This is a genomic window from Candidatus Omnitrophota bacterium (assembly GCA_028715965.1).
Lineage (GTDB): Bacteria > Omnitrophota > Gorgyraeia > Tantalellales > Tantalellaceae > JAQUQS01.
Genome location: JAQUQS010000042.1, coordinates 1 through 4,832, shown reverse-complemented (window position 1 = coordinate 4,832; position 4,832 = coordinate 1). Strand labels below are relative to the sequence as shown.

The window sequence follows — 4,832 nt, the reverse complement described above, 5'->3', positions numbered from 1 at the left end:
GGAGAATAACGTTACGCCGCAGGTAAAGGACGCCATGGCGAAGAAGGTGCCGGGCATAGAAGACGGCCTTTTCTGGGGTTCGATGACCGCGCTGGAATACAGAATGGTGCCTACCGCTACCGGATGGGTCAAATATTCGGCGGATTGGACAAAGGTAACGGAAATAGCGACCAGGGACAAGGCAAAGGGGCTTGTATACGTAAAATGCACGGCGGACCATCCCGAAAGCGGGAAAAGAGGACATATATTCGTCGTAAGGGACACCCACGGCATGCCGCCTGTAAAGGAAATAATCCCGGTGGTCATGACCCGTACGAAGGAAAGGACCATAGCGATAAAATATTTCGACCAGCTGGATGACCTGAAGCGCCCGCATGCGGAACGCCTGGTGGTCGTGCTGGGAGGGAAGGAATACCTGCTCAGCGTAACTAATAACATAAAATATGACGGTGACAGCCGGGAAGTCATCTCCAAGGAAGTGGAGTTCAACACGGATAAGGTGGACCCGACCGGGGCTAACAGGAACTCCTGGTGGGATATAGCGCCGGAACAACTGAAGACGCTGGACGAGTATGACGCGCCGACCCCGGCTACTGAGGTCGATTACTTTAAGTCAGCCGTATCCTCGGTCGATTACGCCGAGGAAATGATAGCGCGTCTTTCCGGAATTAGCGACCCGGCGTTCAGGAGCGCGCTGGATTCGTTCAGGGACATGTATGATACGCTTACGCCGGAACAGATAATAAGGATCAACAATGAAAATACGCTGAGGTACGGCCTCGCGGACAATTCGGGCTCACAGTACATGCTTGCCCAGGCCGCGGCGAATACGCCACCGTATCTTCCTTCTAAGCGCCCGGAACCGGTCGAGCTTGTTAACGGGGCATGGAAAACCGAGACGACGAGCGAATCGGACAAAGGCATAACCAGCGATCCCGTTTTAAGGAATGGCACGCTTGTTATTACTGCCGATATGGCCGGACGTACGCCCGACAGGACAAAGGGAGAGGTATATGTCCCGCTGCCCCAGCCGACTTCCATGGTCGGGAGAACTATCCGGGTGAGGATAAATATCCCGGCCGAGTTCGCGACCAGCAACATAAACGGTATACAGCTTTTCGCTAAGGACTCGGAATACAGGACGCAGTATTCCAAGTGGACGAACGTACGCAAAGCGGGATGGGTGGAGTTCGAATATACGCCAACGACCGCGGGGCAAGATGTGCAGGCCTGGACGGATAAAGGGTTCGATCCCTCCAAGGTGTTGAGGATAGGGATAAAGATAGCGCTCAAGGATTCCAGCGAACAGAAATTCGCCGGCTCTTTCGAAGTGTCCTCCGTGAGCGCGGTGGCAAGTGAGGCTCCGCGTCTGGCCAGCGCCCGTTCGTATGATGTGGTGCGCGCTGCCCCGATAACCGTGCAGCCGTCATCACAGAAGGATTTCGCGGCTACTTCAGGCGCGAGTTTCTATCTCATGGAATATGAGAACGCTATCGGTACGCCGCGCGGAGTAAGCGCGTCACAGGAGCTTATATCAAGGCAGTTCCGAGAACTTGGGGTGCCTGTGGCCAGGGTCATGCTGGCTATGGGGTCCAAGGCCGGCGGAGGGATAAAATACGCGGCCGACGGCACTCCGGAAGGTTTTGTGAATGAAGATCTGGCCGTAAAGGACCTTGTGGCGCTCGTAAGAGCGGCGAAGGCCGCCGGCACCAGAGTGGTGCTTGTAATGCATAACTATGACATAACGGAAACGCATCTTAACGCGATATCCGATGAAAAGAAGGCGATCGCCTTGGTGGAGCTTGACAGGAAACTTCTTGAGGCGGCCATCAGGGAACTTGGGGCGGACAGCCAGTCCATCCTGGCGGTCGAAGGCATGAACGAACCCGATAATGCCCAGAGTTCGACGGCGGCTACGCAATTTTTCGTGGAAACGTTCAACGATATGGCAAGAAAAGCCTCCGGCAGGCCGGTGAGCGTGAGCGTGGCGCATGAAAGGAACGCGGAATTCTTCCTTGGGAAACTTGTCAAGGGAGACTGGGTGAACCTACACAAGGAATTCACAGTAGATACCCAGGACCAGGCCAGGGCCATGACCGAAGAACTGTCGCGCAATGTCGGGAGGTTCTCCCTTCCGGAAGGCGTTACGCTTGTTGTGGAAACAGCCCTTTCCGCCAAAGGTGACAGGACCGCTCCCGCCAGGATGGCAGGGGCCGTGCGCGATTCCGGCGCCAAAGGGTTATGGGTGTGGTTCGACAACAGGGCAGGCGGGGAATATACGACCGCAACATTAGCAGCCGCCTGGAAAGCGATAACCGGGGAAGCGGCCGTACCGGCCCCGATCCCGGCAGCGCCGGTAAGCCCCGCGCTGCGCCCGGCGGCGGCGACGGGTCAACCTTCCATAATAGGCGGGATAGACAGGTACAAGTTCAGGAGTATGCGTAACGGGCTTATACTGAGCGCCGAGAACCTGAACACGGGCGACCTGATACTTTTCGGCTATGATAACATCGATAGCCCGACGTTCAGGTACAGCATAAGGTATAAAAAAATTGGCAACCGCATGGACCCGGATAAAGAGGTATATGTCGAACACATAATTACGGAAACATATACGAACGAATGGAACACCCGGAAGATATCCGTGGACGAAGGTAAGAGCAGGGCCGTGGAAACGCACATAGGCGTCAAGATAGACGGGAATGGTATAGTGACCGACCGTGGCCAGCTGTACGCGGTCGTGGGATATAGCGGGGAATATCACTATAAGAAGTACGAGAACGAGACCTATGTGGACCCGGACGTAAGAGGATTCGTTTTTTCCGCGCATCAGGCCGCGCCCGACAAGGCACTTTTCAAGTACTCTTCGGACAGTATGGACATAAACGACGGGAATGTAGCGTTCAAGGTGAAAGACCTCAGGTCAAAGCTTCTTGAAAGTTTCGCGTATGACCCCGTGACAGGCAAGATCAGCGCTATAACCGACGAAGTGAAGCATATAACATATCATTATGACGGTACAGGCCGGCTGGCCAGGCAGGACGAGACGGGTAAGGATGGGGTCGTCACCACCAAGACATTCATCTACAGCGGTGATACGGAACGGGTTATAGGAGTAACACAGGTCGCCGGAGGGAAGACCACCACATATACTTACGACGGGTCCGGTCCGGTGATCATAGACCTGGATGGCCGGAAGGGGCTCAGGGGCGTGGAGATAGGCAGGCTGGTAAAGGAATCGACCCCGGACGGTAAGGTAAAAGAATTCACTTATACGGATGGTAGCTCACTACAGGTGAAAGAGGCGCGTGAGACGCAGAACGGCAGGACCGCCGTTTATACGTATGAAGTGGGCGGCAAGACCATGTTCGAACACTCGACCGAGGTATCCGGCAAAAAAATAGTAATGATGCGTACCGGCCGGCTCATGAAGGAGACCAGCGCCGACGGTTCTCTCAAGGAATACAAATACGCCGATGACGCCTCCGTGCGTGTTATTGAGGTAAAACGTACCCTGAATAAAGTGACCACGGTATATACATACGAACTTACCGGAAAACCGGCGCTCGCGACGAAACTCGAGGACGGCACCGTGACCATGGAAATGGGACGCCTAGTGAAAGAGGCCAATCCGCAGCTTACGAAAACGTTCAAATACTATGGCGATACGACAAGGGTCGAACGCGTGGAAGAGATCACTCCCGCGAAAGACGGGAAACCGGAGGCCCGGAGGCAGTTCTATTATGACGCCGCCGGCCCGGTACTCATAAAAACACCCACGATGGACCTGGGACGCATATCCAGGATAGTTGAGCCGGATGGTTTTGTGAGCATAGAATGCGTTTTCGGGAAGGACGCGGTGCTCATCATATCGCATGACAGGAAGAAGGATAGCTGGGGTCTGGAACATGTGGATACGAGGACCCTTTATGTCCCGGTCAAGGCGGACGGCACTATAGACGCTGAATTCTCGTCGGAGATGGTAAAAGGGCTCCCGGTCGTGAACGCGAAAAGCGACCGTGGTTTCCGCGTATATGAAGGGGCCCAGACTTTTGGATCGATCACGAACCTTACCCCTATCGGCGAGTTCCCGCTGGATTCCACGGCCCCGCGCGCCGGAGCCGAAGCGCTCATAAACGTGGCCTGGGACGTGGTCGGAAGGACCAGTATAATTTTCACGCGAGATACGGCCACAATGGTCGATGATTTCGTCATACAGCGACTGGGTACGGCCACGGTCGGGGACCTTGAAGGGTTCATCCCGCCGGCCCAGGACAATACCCTGAGCGTCACGAAAGTGCTCGAGAAGAAAATATGGTCGGAGATGTATAACCTGGTCATCCAGTACGCCGAAGCCAAAAGGGCTGGCAGGCTGGAAGCGGATACGATGGCGCGTTGGGGCAGGTTCATCGTGGCAAGGCTCAAGGCATACCAGAGGCTGTCTTACATGGAAATGGCGCTACAGAGAAAGGCGCCGGGAGAGTATTACAATAACTACCGTTATGTGGAAAAAGGCCTCCTGGCGATGGTAGAAAGAGTTGACCTTGACGAGGTATACAGGGAGATACGCCCGTCGTCGGTCGTGGTGCCGATACAGATGGATACCTTCCGGCCGGAGCCTGAGCAGGGAGCTCTTTCCTTCGATGTCACCAGGCAGGACCCGCGTACGGGCCTCGCGATCCCGATCGACATGTCCACCGCGGAGTTCGTTTTCCTGACACGTTCCAGGATAAACGAGAAGACGCGGGTATTCGTTACGTGCATAGACGTGAACGGCAATAGCTCCGTCTTGCAGGCCGATATAACCGGGGACGCGCATCTCGACAGCCTCG

1 protein-coding gene is annotated in these 4,832 nt (G+C 55.2%); it reads left to right on the top strand.

What is annotated here, in order from left to right:
- On the top strand, nt 1-4,832 hold a 4,832-nt coding region (locus PHH49_08475), incomplete at both ends, for a hypothetical protein (GenBank protein ID MDD5488973.1).